The organism is Burkholderia sp. FW306-1C-G01B (assembly GCF_058781685.1).
Genome location: NZ_JBYSWZ010000014.1, coordinates 41,542 through 58,502, shown reverse-complemented (window position 1 = coordinate 58,502; position 16,961 = coordinate 41,542). Strand labels below are relative to the sequence as shown.

Below are 16,961 nucleotides of genomic sequence, written 5' to 3'. Positions count from 1 at the left end.
GCGATTCGGTGAGGCGACGCAGGCGCGCCGAGCGGCAAGGGTGGCGCCGCGATGTGTCGCCATGCTGTCAAACGGGATGAAGGGGGCCGGCATCAATGCGCCCGCGGCATCGGAGAAGGCGCGCGCATTAATGAAAGGACGCTGTGAGATTTAAAACGGAAGCGGCGGCCGCAAAAAATCGCGCACCGGAATGCCCGATTTTTTGCGCCGCCCGTATCGTTTCCTGCCGGGATATTAAAAAGCCCCATGCCGCCCTCATTATTTCCTGTCCGGCAGCCCTGGCTAGCTGCCGCGTCCCAGTTTAAAACCGGGTTTATGGTATTCCACGTGCCCGAGATCCATCATTTTCCAGCGGCCCCCCCAGGTCAGGCCGACCTGCTCGGCGACCTGGCCGTACAACTGGTAGCCGCGCATCGCCCACGGATCTTTCTCGGAAATGACCAGCTTGCCGTCGCGCAGGAATGCGTTGTCGGCCGCCAGCCCGAATTGGTGATAACTCTGGAAGGCGGCCGCATTGGTCACGTTGCTGCCCATCTGCGCCAGCCGGTTTTGCCGTTCCGGGCTCCGGTAACCTTCCAGCAGCGCCATTTCATAACCATATTGTTCGTGCATGATCTTGTAGACCAGCAGCAAACGCGTACGGAAATCCGGGTCCAGCAGGTTCCAGTCGCGGCTCGCATCCTTCAGCGCCGGGCGCACCTGTTCGACTTCCCGGGTGGCGAAGACTTCCGGCGGCAGCGGCGGAGGCGGCACGAGCTGTTCGCCCTGCAGCAGCGCGGCGATCTTCTCGTCGGGCACGCGCGCCGTGTCGTCGTACTGGAACAATTGCCGGCCGCGTAACGCAATGGCGACCAATGGCGGCGTCGCAAGAATACCTGCCGATACCGTAATCATCAAGCGCCGCCGAACCAGTAAATTTTGCACATCGTTTAATGCGCCGCGCGTAGCGCTTGCCGATTTAACAATCTGACTCCGCGTACGTGCGGCGCGATCGTTCGCACGGCGCGTAAGACGGCCGTGAAACTGGGCGACGGATTCGAAAACCGTCGCGCGGATACCCGGTAAAAGCAACAGTGCCGCAACCGCGACGGCAAGGGCGAAATAGGCGACGAGTGCGACGGCAATCAACGAAATCCCCGGAAATTGGAATTGATTGTGTTTTGCAATGCTTGCTCTTAGAATCAGGCTGCTTTGAGAGGCCGGGCTATATTATCGCGGTGAATTAAACCAGGATTCAATGAGACGCTGAATGAGTGCGCCGGAAAATTCAAATTCGAAAACTCCACCCAGCCTGCTGTCCGATACTAAACCGGAAGGCAACGGAGGAGCTCAGCAGTCTCGCATTCTCGCGAATCTGGAAGGGCGTGTCACGCCGCCCGCCGAACCGGCGCGCCGTTCGCTGAAGGCGCCGATCGCGGCCGTCGTGGCATTGGTGGTTGCCGTCGGCGGCTGGGGCGCATGGCGCATGCAGCAGCATTCGGGCGAGCAGGCCGTCGCGGTCACGGCTGCAGCCGCGCCCGCAGCGGCCGAGCCGGCCAAGGCCGCACCGGCCAGCGGCGCCGCCGCGCAGGTCGCGCAGAATGGCGCGTCCGCCGCGCAGCCGGCCACGATCGTCAACGACGATTCGGCTTCCCGGACCGTTGCACCCGCATCGTCCGCGTCCGGCGCGGACAACAGCCGCCTGTCGCGCGCGCTCGCCGATGGCGCCGACGACGCATCGGGCGCAGCCACGGCCGGCGCTGCCGCAGCCGCCACGGCCGCCGCGGCCGCGACGACGAAAACCGCGAAGGCCGACGCTGCGAAGAGCACCAAGGTCGCCGCGCAGGGCAAGGCCAACACGAAGGCCGAGACGAAGGCCGAAGCCCGCAAGCATCGCAAGGAACAGGAAGCCGAGCTCGCGCAGGCGAAGAAGCGCCGCGATGCGGCGTCGACGCGTACCGCGAATGCGAAGGCGGCCGGGAAGGACGATCCGGATGCCGATCTGCTCGCGGCGCTCGTCGCGCGCACGAAGCCGGCCGACAAGAAACTCGCCGCGCAGAAGGCGCAGGCCGTGCCGACCAAGACGGCGGCGGCGACCGGTTCGCTTGGGGCGCGCGTGAAGGAGTGTTCGGAGCGCGGCTTCTTCCAGGATCAGCTGTGCCGCTGGCGCGTCTGCGACGGCCACTGGGGCAAGGATCCCGCGTGCCCGAACGCCGCGCAGTCAGAGACGCGGCAGTAATCCGTCTCCTGCACGTCACGATGCCGTATCTGCGCCGCCCGTTGGGCGGCGCGTTGTTTTTGGGGCACGGAAGCTGCCGGTATCATGCGGTGCGACACTGTCACGAGTGCGTCACGCCCGTCGGGCATACGTCTCCTTTCTTTTCCCGGCGCGGGCCCGCGACCCGCGATGTGCGGCGCGCCGCGCATCGCACGACTTTCGACACGATGGACCTGATCGTACAGACTTACGGCGCCGATACGTCCGGCATGGTGTGCGGCTTCCGCTTCGTTCCGGGCGGATCCGGCGCAATGCTCGACGCCGATGCCGCCGCCGCGTGGCTGCGCACGTGCAGCGAGCGCGACGCGGTCGCGTCGGACGATTTCGTCTGGCTGCACTTCAATCTCGCGCACGGCGCGAGCGAGCGCTGGATGCGCACGCATCTCGGGCTGCCGGACAGCTTCTTCGCATTCCTCCACGAAGGTTCGCGCTCGACGCGCATCGAGCAGGAAGACGGCGCGTTGCGCGCGATCGTCAACGACGTGATGTTCAACCTCGAGCTGACGCCTTCAGAGATCGCGACGCTGTTCGTCCACGTCGAGCAGCGCATCATGGTCACCGCGCGGCTCAAGCCGCTGCGCTCGGTCGACACGCTGCGCGCATGCGTGCGCGACGGCGAGCGGTTTCGGTCGCCCGCGGAACTGCTCGTGCACCTGCTGCGCGACCAGGCCGACCTGCTGATCCAGATCATGCGGCGCACGAGCATCGACGTCGATCGCATCGAGGATCGCTTTTTGTCGCAGCGGCTCACGTCGAGCCGCATCGAGCTCGGCGCGATGCGCCGCACGCTGACACGCCTGCAGCGCATGCTCGCGCCCGAGCCCGGGTCGATCTTCCGGCTGCTCGCGAAGCCGCCCGCGTGGCTGCACGTGGAAGACACGCAGGAGCTGCGCGAATCGACCGAGGAGTTCTCGCTGGTGCTCGGCGATCTGGCCGGGCTCAACGAGCGGATCAAGCTGTTGCAGGAAGAGATCGGGTCGCGTCTCGACGAGCAGAACAACCGGACGCTGTTCACGCTGACGCTCGTGACCGTGATCGCGCTGCCGATCAACATCGTCGCCGGCTTCTTCGGGATGAACGTCGGCGGCGTGCCGTTCTCGGAGAACAAGCACGGCTTCTGGCTGATGGTGCTGCTCGTCGCGGGCTTCACGGCGCTCGCCGCATGGTGGGCGTTCCGACGTCGCGACGATCGCTAGCGCCGGCGCCGTTGCAGCTCGTCAGCGCAGCAGCGCGATCGCGCGTTCGCCGATCACCATCCCGAGCAGGCCGACGAGCGCGACGAGCGGCGGGGCCGGCGAGCGCACGTGCAGCAGCGCATACACCACGCCGACGCCGAGGCCCACCGCGAGCGAAGTCAAGTAATCCATCATGGCGGTCTCCCGTGCGGTCCGGCGTCAGGGCTTGAGGATGACGCGCTCGCGCGCACCGGCCAGCACCGCGCGGTACGCGTCGTGCGCGCGTTCGAGCGGGTACACGTAGTCGTCGCCGATCGGGAACGGGCGCAGCGTGCCGTTGCCGAAGCCGGGCGCGAGCGTGTCGAGGATCTGCGCGACCGCGGCGCCGCCGAGCTGCAGCGAATCGATACCCACGTACGTATGCTGGCCGCGATAGAACGCGAAGATGTCGAACGGCACGCTGCGGTCGATCGTCGAGATGAAGATCTGCCGCGCACCGATCGCCATCGATGCGTTCGCGGCGTCGAAATACGGGCTGCCGACCGTGTTGTAGACGATGTCCGCGCCGCGGCCGCCGGTCGCCGCGTGCACGGCATCGGCGACGGGCCAGCGCGACGCGTCGATCATGTGCACGTCGCCCGATGCATGGCCGCGATAGCCGCCGGGGCCGCGCTCGACGCCGATCACGGTCGCGCCGCGCGCGCTCGCGAGCTGGATCGCGGCCTGGCCGACCTTGCCGTTCGCACCGAACACCAGCACGACCTCGTCGGCCGTCGGCATGCCGGCCCGGCGCAAACCCTCGTACGCGGTGACGAACGGCACACCGACGCCTGCCGCTTCGTCGAGCGTCAGCACGGCCGGCTTGCGGCGCACCAGTGCCGCGTCGAGCACGAGGTATTCCGCGTGCGAGCCGTCGCGTCCCACGCCGAGATCGCCGCCCGACCCCCACACGGGCGCGCCGATCCACTCGGCAGGGCCGCTGCGCACGATGCCGGCCCAGTCGCGCCCCGGCGTGCGCGGCCACACCGCGTGCGGCATGCGGCCGAGCGCGGCCTTCACGTCGCTCGGGTTGACGCCGGCCGCGCGCACCTCGATCAGCATCTGGCCGTCGGCCGGCACGGGTTGGTCGATTTCCCTGACGCGCGCGTCGAGCGACTCGATGTCGGCGGCGGGGGCGTCGAAGCGGATGCTGCGCATGATGATCTCCGTGGCGGATGGTTGCCGCGCTGCCCGGCGGGCCGGCGCGTGCAACGGGTGGAAAGGATGAATGCAGTCTAGTCGGGGCGATTTGACGTGGAAATACGCAAAGGAGGATGATTGTTTTGCGATTTACGCATAGCAAAACCCGAGGCCCCTGAATGGACGACTTCCTTTCCCCGCATCTGGCGCTGTTCGTCGACGTGGTCGACCAGCAGAGCTTCTCGGCGGCCGCGCGCCGGCTGGGCGTCGCCGCGTCGTCGGTTACGCGGCGCATCGACCGGCTCGAGGCGCAGCTCGGCATCCGCCTCCTGCATCGCACCACCCATGCGCTGCGGCCGACCGAGGCCGGGCAGTTGCTGTACGGGCGCGCGCTGCGGATGCTGGCCGAGCTGCGCGGCCTGCAGGAAGACCTGCACAGCCAGCACGACGAGCCGAGCGGGCTGCTGCGCGTCGACTGCCCTGCGCCGTTCGGCCGCCTGCACCTGATGGCCGCGCTGGCCGCGTTCATGCAGCGTCATCCGGCGCTGCAGGTCGACCTGGTGCTGACCGACAGCATGGTCGACCTGCAGGGTGCGCGGCTCGGTTCCGATGTCGATCTCGCGGTGCGCATCGGCCCGCTCGAGGACACGCGCTTCGTCGCGACCGTACTGGCGCCGCAGCGGCGCGTGCTGTGCGCGAGCGCGGCCTACCTCGCGCGGCGCGGCGAGCCCGAATCGCCCGACGCGCTCGCCGGACACGACTGTCTCGCGTGGCATGGCGCGCCGCCGCCGGGCGCCTGGCGCTTCGGCGACCGCCGCCACGTACCGGCGCAGCCGCGGTTTCGCAGCAATCATTCGGAGGCGTTGCTCGAAGCGGCGATCGACGGGCTCGGTCTCGCGCACCTGCCGACCTGGCTCGCCGGGGATGCATTGCGCGACGGACGGTTGCGCGCGGTGCTGCCGCAGTATGCGGCGGCGCCCGAGCACGCGACGATCCACGTATTGCGCCAGCAGGCTCGCGGCAGCGCGCGTGCGTCGCGGCTCGTCGCGTTCCTGGCAACGTGGTTCGCGCAGCCGGCGTGGGATGCCGCGTGGGCGTAAGCGCAGGAAGGGGCGTCGGGCGATAGCGCCGCGCCGAAAGAAAAAAGGGCCTCGCTCGCGAGGCCCGTCAAAGGTCGGGAGGAGGTACGCCGGCCGGCGCCGCAGGCTGCGCGGCGCCGGCCGGACGCGCACCGTTACTGCGTCACTACCTTGCGCGGCTTGAAAATGCCCTGGTATTGCAGGGCCGGGCGTTCCTTCGTCGCCGGCGCGATGCCGCCGAAGGTCGGCGTCTGGCGCAGCTTCATCGCGGCCGGCGAAGCGACCGAACCGATCGACGTCGAGCGCGAAGCCGGCGCGAGGTTGTTCGCGACCAGCAGCGCGGCCTCGCTCTTCAGGTTCGACAGCAGGACCGGATCGGGCGAGCCGTTGACCTGCGTGAGCAACCCGCTCCAGGCCGCGTCGCTGTAGTTCACGACGTAGTAGTCGAGCCCGCTCGGGTCCGCGACCACGCCCGTGCAACCGTCGATCCGCGTTTGCGCCTGCGTGTCCTTCAGCGCGAGCGTCGTGCGTCTCGCGAGACCCTGGCCGTACGCGAGCGTGATCGGCACCGTCCACTGCAGGCCCGGATACGCGTTCTTGTTCGGGAACGGCTGCTGTTTCAGCGTGACGATCGTCTGGTTCTTCGTCATGTCGCACTGCGTGTCGAGCGAGATCAGCGGCACGCCGGTCTGGCGCACGTAGCTGTCGCCGATCGGGCCGACCGACTGGCCGCTCTCCTTCGACAGCGCATCCCACAGGCGCTTCGGCGTGCCGTTGCCGAACGAATAGTCGACCAGGTACTGTTGCAGACCCTTGCGCAGCGTCTGTTCGCCGAGATAGTTCTCGAGCGTCTTCAGCACGTGGCCGCCCTTGTCGTACGTGAACGCGCTGGCGCTCAGCACGAAGTCGTTCGACGCCCAGTCGTTGAAGTTCGGCGCGACCGGGAACGCGTTCGGGCCGATGTCGCGATTGATCACGCGGTACTTGTTCTTCACCTGGTCGAGCCAGCTGAACTCGTCGGGGAAGAACTGGATCGTCGTCTTCGTTTCGAAGAACGTCGCGAACGACTCGTTGAGCCACACGTTGTCCCACCAGTCGGTCGTGACGAGATCGCCGAACCACTGGTGCGCGACTTCGTGCGTCAGCACCTCGTTGCCGTAGCGCGACATCGGCTGGCCCGGCTGCGGCAGGATGTCGTCTGCGAACTCGAGGATCGACCCCCAGTTCTCCATCCCGCCGAAGTTCAGGTCCTTCTGCTCCTTGAACGCGTCGTTTGCGGCGACCGTGTCGAACTTCGTCAGCGGCAGTGCGATGCCCGTGTAGCGGTAGTAGTAGTCGAGCGCCTGCTTGGTGCGGTCCATCGCCGGCTTCGCCCAGTCCTTCATGCCCGGCGGCGTGAACACGCGCAGGTGCAGGCCGCCCTTGCCGCCCGGCAGCGGGCTCGTGAAGTCGTCCTCGTAGGTGTCGAACAGGCCGCCGCCGAAGAACAGCAGGTACGAAGGCATCGGCGGGGTCTTCTCGAACTGCACGAGCTTGTAGCCGCCGCCGACGCTGGTCGACGGCTTCTCGGCCGCGTTCGACACGACGCGCCAGTTCTGCGGCACTTCGGCCGTCACTTCATAGGTCGGGCGGAATGCCGGCTCGTCCCAGCCCGGGAACCACTGGCGCGCGAGGTTGGTTTCGCCCTGCGTGAGGATCGCGCCGCTCGTCGTGCCGTCGGTGCTCTTCAGGTCGACGCGGAAGATGCCTTCCGCGGCCGAGCAGCCCGGATACGGATCGTCGCCGCAGCTGCCGCCGGTGTGGTTGACCGGATCGTCATACGACTTGAAGTTGATGATGCCCGACCACTCCATGTGCAGCGAATAGTTGCCCGGCGCGATGGTCCCGCTCGGCGGACGCAGCTGATAGAAGTCGCCCTTGTCCTGCGGCGTCGCGATCAGCTGGATGTTGCCCGGCTGCAGCGTGATGCGGCCGTTCGCGAACTTGATCCGGTGGCCGGCGATCACGATGTTGTTGACCGGCTTCAGCACCTTGATCTCGACGTCGGCGCGGCCGTCGAACGCGTTCAGCGCTTCGTTCGGGCGGAACCACAGCCGGTAGTTCACGGGTACGACGGTGTCCGGCAGCTCGACAGGCGACACGCTCTTGTCGACGTTGGATGCGCTCGGCGGCGCGGTGACGGCGGGCGACGAGCCCGAGTGCGGCGCGCCGGCGGAGCTGAGCGCGGAAGCCGAGCCCGCGCCGCCGTCGTCGCCGCCGCATCCGGCGAGCGCGAGTGCGGCGACGAGCGGCAGATAACGCATCTTGCGAATGTTGATCGACATGACTGAAACCTCGATTGTTGAAAGAATCGTTCAGTGCTGCGAAAACGCCGGCAAAAGCAATCCCCTCGCCGTTAATCAACAGCGATGAAAATGCCAATGACGGATTATTCGAAAAAGACGGCGGCCGACTACGTGAAGGTAATCATGGTTTACTGCCCCCTCTGGATTTCCGGATGTCGGTTAACTTGCCGGTTCAAAATGGACGGGCGCGTGTTGTACTGAATTGATTTCGCGCGCACGACACGGGGCGGCACGCCCTGCATGGGCGCGCAATCCCTTTGAACCGACGACCTACGGGGCTGGCCGGGCCAGTCCGCAGGACGGAAGGAAGGCGGGTTGCCGTTCCGTAAATTCGCCGTCATGCGGCTTCAAGGTTTGTCGGCCAGCTCGAAGGATGCGTAAATATACTTGATGGTTTTAGGTAAAGGAAACGAAAAATTTAGAAGATGCATCTATTGAATTTTTCCCGCTTCATTGAATGCTGGAAGTCATTAATGCGCTTTCCGTTTGACTGATGGCTTCGTAGTTTTAATCTATTAACGATCTGGCGGGGCTGCGAAAACTACGAAACCCGGCGTGCCGCGGCACGCTCGGTACAATGCATCGACGACCCGTTCACCGATTGCCGCGAGGAGACCTTCCGATGCCACGAGCCCTGTTCCGTATCGCGCCGCTGCGCGCCGTGCTGCTGCTGTTTGCCGCCGTGTTCCTGCTCGGCGGTTGCGCGGGGCTGACGCGCGACCCGGTGCGCGTGTCGGTCGCCGGGCTCGACCCGCTCGTCGGGCAGGGGCTCGAGATGCGTTTCAGCCTGAAGCTGCGCGTGCAGAACCCGAACGATGCGCCGATCGAGTACGACGGCATCTCGGTCGCGCTCGACCTGAACGGCACGCCGTTCGCGAGCGGCGTCAGCGATCGCTCGGGCACCGTGCCGCGTTTCGGCGAGGCCGTGCTCGACGTGCCGGTTTCCGTGTCGGCATTCGCCGCCGCGCGGCAGGCGTGGAACCTGCCCGGCGCGGCCGCGAACGGCGAGCTGCCGTATGCGCTGCGCGGCCGGCTCGCCGGCGGCGTGCTCGGCACCGTGCACTTCAACGACGCGGGCACGCTGCGCCTGCCCGCGATGCCGGGATGGGGCGGATAGCCTGCGCGCCGCGCGGATGCCGGCGTCATTCCGGACGAAGCGGCGCGCGCCGGCCCTGACGATTCCTGACGATTGAATTGCATCGGCCTTGCGTTTTCCCGGTGGGATCGCGCTTAAACTGGCCGGGTCCGGAGGGCCGGACGAACTTTCACCCGAGGGGATCCCTATGGCAGCGAAATTCGTCATCAAGAAAGCGAGCGACGGTCAGTTCCTGTTCCACCTGAAGGCCGGCAACGGGGAGATCATCCTGCGTAGCGAGCTTTACAAGACCAAGGCGTCGGCGGAGAACGGCGTCGCGTCGGTGCGCAAGAACGCGCCGGACGACGCGCGCTACGAGCGCAAGACCGCGAGCAACGGCCAGTTCATGTTCAACCTGAAGGCCGGCAATCACGAGGTCATCGGCACGAGCGAGCTGTACAAGGCCGAAGCGGGCCGCGAGAACGGCATCGCGTCGGTGAAGCAGAACGCGCCCGACGCGGCGCTCGACGACGAGACCTGACGCGCGCGTCCCGGGCGGCGGTGCGTGCCGCCGCCCGCGCTTTGCCGCGCGGGCAAAGCGCGGTATGGTGTGAGCCGCGCGGCGCGATGCCGCCGCCCGTTGAAGCCCAACCGTAACCGAGTTCGCGTGACCGATTTCCCCGTTTTCCACTGGACCGACGCCGACGGCGCCGATCATGCCGTGCGCTGGCGCTCCGAAGCCGGCGTGCAGCCGCCGAAGCGCGCGGTGCCCGCCGACGACCGCCTCACTGCCGACGCGGCCTACCGCCTTGCGTGCGAGGGCACCGCGCTCGTCTGGCAGGGCGACTTCCAGAATGCGCGCCAGCTCGTGCAGGCGATGGCGCGCCGCGTCGAGCGCAAGCCGAAGAAGGCGAAGGCCGCGGCCGGCGTCGACGCATTCAACCTGCATCGTCTCGCGCAGTCGCAGCGTGCCCGCACGCTCGGGATGCTGCTGATTCCTCTCGACGCCGATTACACGATCCCGCTGCGCCGCGCGCCCGACGTGCGCGCCGCATGCGAGGAGGCGTACGGCCCTGGCGGCGCGCCGTCGGTCGTGTCGCTGCGCGAACTGCTCGGCCTCGTCGGCGCGCATGAATGGCGCAAGAAGGGCGTGCCGATCCCGGCGCTCGGCGGCGCGCCGATCCATCCGCACTACGGCGTGTTCTCGCCGGTGCGCGGCGAATATGTCGAACTCGTCGCGCGCGCGCCGCTGCCGGCGACGTCGCTTGCGTTCGACGTCGGCACGGGCACCGGCGTGCTCGCGGCCGTGCTCGCGTCGCGAGGCGTCGAGCGCGTCGTCGCGACCGACCAGGATCCGCGTGCGCTCGCCTGTGCGCGCGAGAACGTCGCGCGGCTCGGTCATGCGGATCGCGTCGACGTCGTCGAGGCCGACCTGTTTCCGGCCGGCCGTGCGCCGCTCGTGGTCTGCAACCCGCCTTGGGTGCCGGCCCGGCCGAGCGCGCCGATCGAATACGCGGTCTACGATCCCGACAGCCGCATGCTGCGCGGTTTCCTCGCGGGGCTCGCCGCACATCTCGAGCCGGGCGGCGAGGGCTGGCTGATCCTGTCCGATTTCGCCGAGCACCTCGGCCTGCGGCCGCGCGACACGCTGCTGCAATGGATCGACGAGGCGGGCCTCGTCGTGCTCGGCCGCGACGACATCCGCCCCGCGCACCCGAAGTCGACCGACGCCGACGATCCGCTGCATGCGGCACGCCGTGCCGAGGTCACTTCGCTGTGGCGGCTCGGCGCCCGAGCCTGACCGCGCATTTTCGGTAAACTGTCACTCTCCCTCACGAATTCCCGCCGCCGGGCCGTGGTCGACCGACCGTGGCCCGGCGCCGCATCACGATGTCGAACAAGACCCACGAAATCCGCCCGGAGCAGTCCGTCGAGCTGCTGAAGGAACTGCACATCCTCACCCGCGACGGGAAGCTGAACCAGGACAGCCGCCGCAAGCTGAAGCAGGTCTATCACCTGTTCCAGTTCATCGAGCCGCTGCTTGCCGGCGTGCAGGCCGACAAGGGCAGCGTGACGCTCGTCGATCACGGCGCCGGCAAGTCTTATCTCGGCTTCATCCTGTACGACCTGTTCTTCAAGCAGCAGCCGGGGCACGGCACGCCGGCGTTCGCGTCGCACGTGTACGGGATCGAGACGCGCGAGGAGCTCGTCACGCGCTCGGCCGAACTCGCCGCGCGGCTCGGGTTCGGCGGCATGTCGTTCCTGAACCTGTCGGTCGCCGATTCGATCACGTCGCCGCAGCTGCCCGAAACGGTCGACGTCGTCACCGCGCTGCACGCGTGCGACACGGCGACCGACGACGCGATCCGCTTCGCGCTCGCGAAGCGTGCGCAGCACATCGTGCTGGTGCCGTGCTGCCAGGCGGAAGTCGCGGGCGTGCTGCGCCGGAACAAGGGCAAGTCGCTCGCGAACGCGCTGACCGAGGTGTGGCGGCATCCGCTGCATACGCGCGAATTCGGCAGCCAGATCACCAACGTGCTGCGCTGCCTGCAGCTCGAGGCGCATGGTTACCAGGTCAGCGTGACCGAGCTGGTCGGCTGGGAGCATTCGATGAAGAACGAGCTGATCATCGCGCAGTACAAGAACCTGCCGCGCCGGCGGCCCGGCGAGCGGCTGAACGAGATCCTCGGCATGTTCGGGCTCGCCGAACTGAACGAGCGCTTCTTCGTGCCGGAGGCCGCGGCAGCGGCCGGCGAGGCCGTCGCGCCGGCCGAAGGCTGACGCGCGAGCGGGCCGAACCGCGTAGCGGCCGGCGCGAGCGCGCAGCGCATCAGACGTCGTCGCCCGGCCGGCGCATCCATTCGCGCCAGCCGTCGTGGCCGAGGCGGCGCAGCGTTTCCTGATTCTTTTCGTAGATCGCGGACGCGTCCGGGAACGCGTCGACCGCGCGCGCGATGCTGTCCTCGCGCAGCAGGTGCAGGATCGGATACGGCGCGCGGTTCGTGTAGTTCTCGATGTCGTCGGGGGCGCTGCCTTCGAACCGGTATTGCGGATGGAAGCTCGCGATCTGCAGCACGCCGTCGAGCCGCAACTGCTGCACGAGCCGGTCGGCGAAGAACAGCGCATCGTTGTAGTCGACGAAATCGGCGAACGCATGCGGGAAGATCACGAGCGTCGTGTCGACCTGCTGCGGGTCCGCCGCGTCGAGCGCGCGCAGCTCGGTTTCGAGCTCGGCGAGCGCGTCTTCCAGCGTCGTCGCTTCGCTGATCGCATAGCGCACCTGTTCCTTCACATAGACGCTTTTCGCGAACGGGCACAGATTGAGCCCGATCACCGCGCGCGCAAGCCAATGCCGCGTGGCGGCGAGGATATCGTCGTGCGATTCGGGGCGGGTGTCGGTCATCGTGAAACCAGTCGGGCGGTGGAGCGGAGAGGGCCGCATTGTAGCGGGCACGCCGGGTTCGGGCGTGCGCCGCCCGTCATGCGCATGCGGCCTCGATCAACTGCGTGACGAGCGCCGGCGCGATGCCGATCGGCGTTTCGCCGTGCCGGTAGGTCTGGCTCGCCGCGTAGATGCCTTCGACCACCAGCGCGAGCGCATCGGCGAGCGCCTGCGGCTGCCGTGCGCCGGCGTCTTCGCACAGCGCGACGAGCCGCTTCATCAACTGTTCCTTGTTCTGCGCGACGCGCTCGCGCGCCGGGTGCGACGCATCCGGGAATTCCGCGGCGACGTTGACGAACGGACAGCCGCGATAGTCCTTCTGCGTCGCGCGCTCGGCAAGATCGACGAAATACTGGATCAATTGCGCCTTCGGCTGGCCCGGATGCTTGGCGACGCTCGTCTCGAGACGCTCGAAGAAGCACGCGTCCATCCGCTCCAGGTACGCGAGGATCAGCTCGTCCTTCGACGAGAACTGGCGGTACAGGCTCATCTTGTTGACGCCCGCGCGCTCGACGACCGCCTCGACGCCGACCGTGCGAACGCCTTCTCTGTAAAACAGCTCCTCTGCGGCGCGCAGCAGGTGCTCGTGCGCGGTGGCCCCGTCGATCGGTCGGCGCGTGCGGCGCGCTAGCGGTGGTTTGGCGGCTTCGATGCCGGACATGATGACCCTCGACTACGTGATGAATTGCTTGACATGTTACCGACTGGTAACTACGATCGCAACACAGTTGTGACCGATCGGTAACAATGCCGGCCGGAGCGACAGACAAATGCCAAGCGTCGGCCCGGGTCAGCCGATGCAGTGTGCGGCAGAGGTGGCCTGGCTGGGTGGGGCGGAGCAGGTGCGATGGCGCCGGAGCCGCCAACTGGAGAACATGACGATGAACTGGGCGGTGACACGAATCGGCGGGCGCTTCCACTACGGATGGCTCGCGGCAGCGGTGGTATTCCTGATCCTGCTGGCGGCAGCCGGCACGCGCGCGACGCCGAGCGTGCTGATGGTGCCGCTCGAGCGCGAACTCGGCTGGAGCCGCGCGGCGATTTCGCTGGCGATCTCGGTGAACATTGCGCTGTACGGGCTGACGGGGCCGTTCGCGGCCGCCGCGATGCAGCGCTTCGGGCTGCGCCCGACGATCCTCACCGCGCTAGTGACGATGAGCGCGGGCGTCGCGCTGTCGTCGATGATGACGCAGAGCTGGCAGATGGTCGTGATCTGGGGCCTGATGGTGGGCTGCTCGACGGGCGTCGTCGCGCTGACGCTGTCCGCGACCTTCGTCACGCGCTGGTTCCATGCGCGGCGCGGCCTCGTGATGGGCATCCTGACCGCGAGCACGGCCACCGGCCAGCTCGTGTTCCTGCCGATGCTCGCGGCGATCGCGCAGCGCCATGGCTGGCGGCCGGTCGTGCTCGTCGTCGCGGTGGCGGCCGCGATCGTGATTCCGCTCGTCGCGTTCCTGCTGCCCGAACGGCCGACCGACGTGCAGTTGCGCCCGTACGGCGAGCCGGCCGATGCGCCGCCCGCGCCCGACGCGACGAAGGAGAACCCGCTCGCGGTCGCGTTCCGCACGCTGCTGATGGCGAGCCGTTCGCGCGATTTCTGGCTGCTGTTCTTCAGCTTCTTCATCTGCGGCGCGAGCACCAACGGCTACGTCGGCACGCACCTGATCGCGATGTGCAGCGACTACGGGATGACCGAAGTGCAGGGCGCGTCGCTGCTCGCGGCGATGGGCGTATTCGACCTGTTCGGCACGACGCTGTCGGGCTGGCTGTCCGATCGCTACGACAACCGCGTGCTGCTGTTCTGGTATTACGGGCTGCGCGGGCTGTCGCTGATCTACCTGCCGCATGCGTTCGGCATCGATTTCTTCGGGCTGCCGCTGTTCGCGATGTTCTACGGGCTCGACTGGATCGCGACCGTGCCGCCGACCGTGCGCCTCGCGACCGACGTGTTCGGCAAGGCTGCGGCGCCGGTCGTGTTCGGCTGGATCGTCGCCGGCCACCAGCTCGGCGCGGCATTCGCGGCGCTCGGCGCGGGGCTGCTGCGCGCGAGCCTCGGCACCTACACGATCGCGTCGATGATCTCGGGCGGGCTGTGCATCGTCGGTGCGCTGATCGTGCTGCGAATCAACCGCGGCCCGTCGCGTGCGGCAGCTCAGGCAGCCTGAGCACGGTGGCCCGGCCGGCCGCACCGCATGCGGCCGGCCATTGCAGGTACGGTGATTTGCATAGCGCGGGAGGATCGGGCGCGCAACCGCTCAAGCGGGTATGCTTGCGGTTCGCCAGGCGTTCGCGCCCCTTCATCGATGTCAGCGAGGAACTGCATGTCCGTCAAACCTGCTCCCACCACTGTTTCGATTCACGATCTGATCGCGGGCCGCTGGAGCCCGCGCGCCTATTCGGATGAGTCCGTCAGCGCCGGCGATCTGCACGCGGTGCTCGAAGCCGCGCGCTGGGCGCCGTCCGCGTACAACGCGCAGCCGTGGCGCTTCATCGTATTCGAGCGCACGCAGGACGAAGACGCATTCAAGCGCGCATTCGCGACGCTGGTGCCGTTCAATCAAGGCTGGAATGCGCCGGCGCCCGTGCTGATCGCGGTGACCGCGCATACGCTCACGCCGAAGGGCGAACCGGCGCCGACCGCGCTGTACGACGCAGGCGCCGCCGCGATGTCGCTGGTGCTGCAGGCGCACGCGCTCGGCCTCGCCGCGCACCAGATGAGCGGTTTCGACACGAAGGCGTTCCGCGACGCGTTTGCGATTCCGTCCGACGTCGCGATCCTGTCGATCATCTCGCTCGGCCACTACGGCAACGTCGACAAGCTCGATCCCGTGCTGCGCGATCGCGAGAAGGCACCGCGTACGCGCCATGCGATCGGCGAGGTCGTGTATGCGGGCACGTGGAAGAAGAGCTTCGACGCGGCAGCCTGACCTGCCAGGCGGGCGGCTGCGTCGCGCACCCCGTCCGCGCGTATCCGCGGCGCGCCAGGCCGCGCGCCGTCGTCACCGAAGCCCGTTCCGCGGCACCGGTGGCGGGCCCCGGTTGTGATCCCGCGGGCTTCATGTTAAAAAGCCCGTCCTTTCCGTTTTCGCGCCGGCCCTGCTGCGGCAACTTCCCATGACTTACTGCGCGATCGATTTCGGCACGTCCAATTCCGCCGTGGCGCTGCCCGACGGCGACGGCATGCGCCTCGCGCCCGTCGAGGGCGACCACCTGACGCTGCCCACCGCGATCTTCTTCAACAACGACGAGGAGACGGTCGAGTACGGCCGCGCGGCGCTGGCGTCCTATATCGATGGTTTCGACGGCCGGCTGATGCGTTCGATGAAGAGCATCCTCGGCTCGCCGCTCGCGGAAACGACGACCGATCTCGGCGACGGCAGCGCGATCGCGTACACCGAAATCATCGCGCGCTTCCTGACGCACCTGAAGCGCAAGGCCGAAGCGCGCGCGGGCGCGCCGATCGGCCGCGCGGTGCTCGGCCGGCCCGTGTTCTTCGTCGACGACGATCCGCGCGCCGACCGTCTCGCGCAGGATCAGCTCGAGGCGGCCGCGCGGTCGGTCGGCTTCGTGGACGTTCACTTCCAGTACGAACCGATTGCCGCCGCGTTCGATTACGAATCGCGCCAGCAGGCCGAACGCCTCGTGCTCGTCGCCGACATCGGCGGCGGCACGTCCGACTTCTCGCTGGTGCGCGTCGGGCCCGAGCGGATGGCGCGGCTCGAGCGCAAGGACGACGTGCTGGCTCACCACGGCGTGCACGTCGCGGGCACCGACTACGACCGGCGTGTCGAACTGGCGGCGATCCTGCCCGCGTTCGGCTACCGTTCGCTCGACCCGGAAGGGCGCGAACTGCCGAACAAGATCTACTTCGATCTCGCGACCTGGCACCTGATCAACACGGTCTACACGCCGAAGCGGCTCGGCGAGCTGAAGCTGATGAAGCACCTGTACCAGGATGCGCAGCAGTACGACCGGCTCACGAGCGTGGTCGAGCAGCGGCTCGGGCATGCGCTGATGGCGCGCGCGGAAGAGGCGAAGATCGGCGTCGCGGCGGGCGGGGAGACGATGATCGACCTGAACGACGTGGAAGAAGACCTGCTGATCGCGTTCGACGCCGATCGTCTCGTCAATGCGAGCCGCGACGACACCGCGCGCATCGTCGACGCCGCGCGCGAGACGGTGCGGCTCGCGGGCGTTGCGCCGCGCGACGTCGGCGCACTGTATTTCACCGGCGGCTCGACGGGACTCGCGTTCCTGTCGGGTGCGCTCGCGGGCGCATTCGCGGATGCGCAGCCGGTATTCGGCGACCGCCTCGCGAGTGTCGCGACGGGGCTCGGCATTCACGCGCAGCGGCTGTTCGGCTGAATGTAGGCAGCCGCGTTCCGCCGTGCCGGATTGGCGCGGAAAAC

General features: G+C 67.7%; 17 protein-coding genes. 11 read left to right on the top strand and 6 right to left on the bottom strand.

The window, feature by feature from the left end; all coding sequences use genetic code 11:
- Positions 1 to 282: 282 nt before the first annotated feature.
- Positions 283 to 1,128 (bottom strand): M15 family metallopeptidase, encoded by an 846-nt coding sequence (locus AC3WLY_RS25785; RefSeq protein ID WP_034183689.1) that lies wholly within the window; start codon positions 1,126 to 1,128, stop codon positions 283 to 285.
- 121 nt (positions 1,129 to 1,249) lie between these two features.
- Here AC3WLY_RS25785 and AC3WLY_RS25780 point away from each other — a divergent pair, with 121 nt between their 5' ends.
- A complete protein-coding gene (locus tag AC3WLY_RS25780) occupies positions 1,250 to 2,218 on the top strand; it encodes a phage tail protein (RefSeq protein ID WP_425132023.1) in 969 nt (322 codons plus the stop codon).
- 206 nt (positions 2,219 to 2,424) lie between these two features.
- A complete protein-coding gene (locus AC3WLY_RS25775) occupies positions 2,425 to 3,453 on the top strand; it encodes a transporter (protein WP_492308827.1) in 1,029 nt (342 codons plus the stop codon).
- 21 nt (positions 3,454 to 3,474) lie between these two features.
- On the opposite strand, the gene AC3WLY_RS25770 is transcribed toward AC3WLY_RS25775, so the two are convergent.
- Positions 3,475 to 3,627 (bottom strand): DUF1427 family protein, encoded by a 153-nt coding sequence (locus AC3WLY_RS25770; protein WP_072442978.1) that lies wholly within the window; start codon positions 3,625 to 3,627, stop codon positions 3,475 to 3,477.
- Positions 3,628 to 3,651: 24 nt separating this feature from the next.
- Positions 3,652 to 4,629, bottom strand: a complete 978-nt coding sequence (locus tag AC3WLY_RS25765; protein WP_492308828.1) for a quinone oxidoreductase family protein — start codon at positions 4,627 to 4,629, stop codon at positions 3,652 to 3,654.
- Positions 4,630 to 4,790: 161 nt separating this feature from the next.
- Here AC3WLY_RS25765 and AC3WLY_RS25760 point away from each other — a divergent pair, with 161 nt between their 5' ends.
- Positions 4,791 to 5,711 (top strand): LysR family transcriptional regulator, encoded by a 921-nt coding sequence (locus AC3WLY_RS25760; protein WP_034183692.1) that lies wholly within the window; start codon positions 4,791 to 4,793, stop codon positions 5,709 to 5,711.
- A gap of 134 nt (positions 5,712 to 5,845) precedes the next feature.
- On the opposite strand, the gene AC3WLY_RS25755 is transcribed toward AC3WLY_RS25760, so the two are convergent.
- A complete protein-coding gene (locus AC3WLY_RS25755; protein ID WP_492332728.1) occupies positions 5,846 to 8,014 on the bottom strand; it encodes a M1 family metallopeptidase in 2,169 nt (722 codons plus the stop codon).
- Positions 8,015 to 8,031: 17 nt separating this feature from the next.
- On the opposite strand from AC3WLY_RS25755, the gene AC3WLY_RS25750 reads away from it, so the two are divergent.
- The 5 genes from AC3WLY_RS25750 (at position 8,032) to AC3WLY_RS25730 (ending at position 11,891) form a co-directional block, all read left to right on the top strand.
- Complete coding sequence (locus tag AC3WLY_RS25750) at positions 8,032 to 8,241, top strand: hypothetical protein (protein WP_165948084.1); 210 nt, start codon at positions 8,032 to 8,034, stop codon at positions 8,239 to 8,241.
- Positions 8,242 to 8,657: 416 nt separating this feature from the next.
- Positions 8,658 to 9,152, top strand: coding sequence for an LEA/WHy family protein (locus AC3WLY_RS25745; RefSeq protein ID WP_034183694.1), 495 nt, complete (start codon positions 8,658 to 8,660; stop codon positions 9,150 to 9,152).
- A 166-nt stretch (positions 9,153 to 9,318) separates the two neighbouring features.
- Entirely contained in the window at positions 9,319 to 9,651 is a 333-nt protein-coding gene (locus AC3WLY_RS25740; protein ID WP_072442988.1) for a YegP family protein, read from the top strand.
- Positions 9,652 to 9,777: 126 nt separating this feature from the next.
- The gene (locus AC3WLY_RS25735) at positions 9,778 to 10,911 is read left to right on the top strand and encodes a methyltransferase (RefSeq protein ID WP_492308829.1); all 1,134 of its coding nucleotides are present in this window, start codon (positions 9,778 to 9,780) and stop codon (positions 10,909 to 10,911) included.
- An 89-nt stretch (positions 10,912 to 11,000) separates the two neighbouring features.
- Positions 11,001 to 11,891 (top strand): class I SAM-dependent methyltransferase, encoded by an 891-nt coding sequence (locus AC3WLY_RS25730; RefSeq protein ID WP_175963180.1) that lies wholly within the window; start codon positions 11,001 to 11,003, stop codon positions 11,889 to 11,891.
- A 49-nt stretch (positions 11,892 to 11,940) separates the two neighbouring features.
- Here AC3WLY_RS25730 and AC3WLY_RS25725 read toward each other — a convergent pair whose 3' ends face one another.
- Entirely contained in the window at positions 11,941 to 12,513 is a 573-nt protein-coding gene (locus tag AC3WLY_RS25725) for a DUF1415 domain-containing protein (RefSeq protein WP_105392241.1), read from the bottom strand.
- 76 nt (positions 12,514 to 12,589) lie between these two features.
- Complete coding sequence (locus tag AC3WLY_RS25720) at positions 12,590 to 13,213, bottom strand: TetR/AcrR family transcriptional regulator (protein WP_492308830.1); 624 nt, start codon at positions 13,211 to 13,213, stop codon at positions 12,590 to 12,592.
- A 220-nt stretch (positions 13,214 to 13,433) separates the two neighbouring features.
- On the opposite strand from AC3WLY_RS25720, the gene AC3WLY_RS25715 reads away from it, so the two are divergent.
- The 3 genes from AC3WLY_RS25715 to AC3WLY_RS25705 all read left to right on the top strand — a co-directional run bounded on the left by AC3WLY_RS25715 (position 13,434) and on the right by AC3WLY_RS25705 (position 16,917).
- A complete protein-coding gene (locus AC3WLY_RS25715; RefSeq protein WP_175963253.1) occupies positions 13,434 to 14,717 on the top strand; it encodes an MFS transporter in 1,284 nt (427 codons plus the stop codon).
- Between the two features lie 156 nt (positions 14,718 to 14,873).
- On the top strand, positions 14,874 to 15,479 hold the full coding sequence (locus AC3WLY_RS25710) for a nitroreductase family protein (RefSeq protein ID WP_492308831.1): 606 nt from the start codon (positions 14,874 to 14,876) through the stop codon (positions 15,477 to 15,479).
- A 187-nt stretch (positions 15,480 to 15,666) separates the two neighbouring features.
- Complete coding sequence (locus tag AC3WLY_RS25705; RefSeq protein ID WP_492308832.1) at positions 15,667 to 16,917, top strand: Hsp70 family protein; 1,251 nt, start codon at positions 15,667 to 15,669, stop codon at positions 16,915 to 16,917.
- The last annotated feature ends 44 nt before the right edge of the window (positions 16,918 to 16,961 follow it).